The sequence below is a fragment of the Acinetobacter sp. ESBL14 genome (assembly GCF_036668815.1).
Taxonomy (GTDB): Bacteria; Pseudomonadota; Gammaproteobacteria; order Pseudomonadales; family Moraxellaceae; genus Acinetobacter; species Acinetobacter gyllenbergii.
In genome coordinates, this window is the sequence record NZ_JAZEVS010000088.1 from 1 (window position 1) to 249 (window position 249).

General features: G+C 46.6%; 1 protein-coding gene. It reads left to right on the forward strand.

Annotated elements, in window-relative coordinates:
* Positions 1 to 5: 5 nt before the first annotated feature.
* Positions 6 to 249: hypothetical protein (locus V6E90_RS21750; protein ID WP_332606442.1), on the forward strand; the 244-nt coding region annotated here is incomplete at its 3' end.

Sequence of the window (249 nt, forward strand, 5' to 3'; positions counted from 1 at the left end):
TCAATGTGGGCAGTGGTGCCACTAAAGTTAAGATTGATGGAACAACCAATACCATTGGTGGTTTAAGCAATAAGACGTGGAATGGCACAGCGGTATCAGGTCAAGCAGCGACTGAAGATCAATTGGCGGCTGTAGATGGCAAGTTGGGTACATTAGACGATGCAGCAGTTAAATATGACGATGCAACGACTAAAGACAAGATCACGCTTGCAGGTGCTGGTGGAACCACGATTACCAACGTTAAAGCGG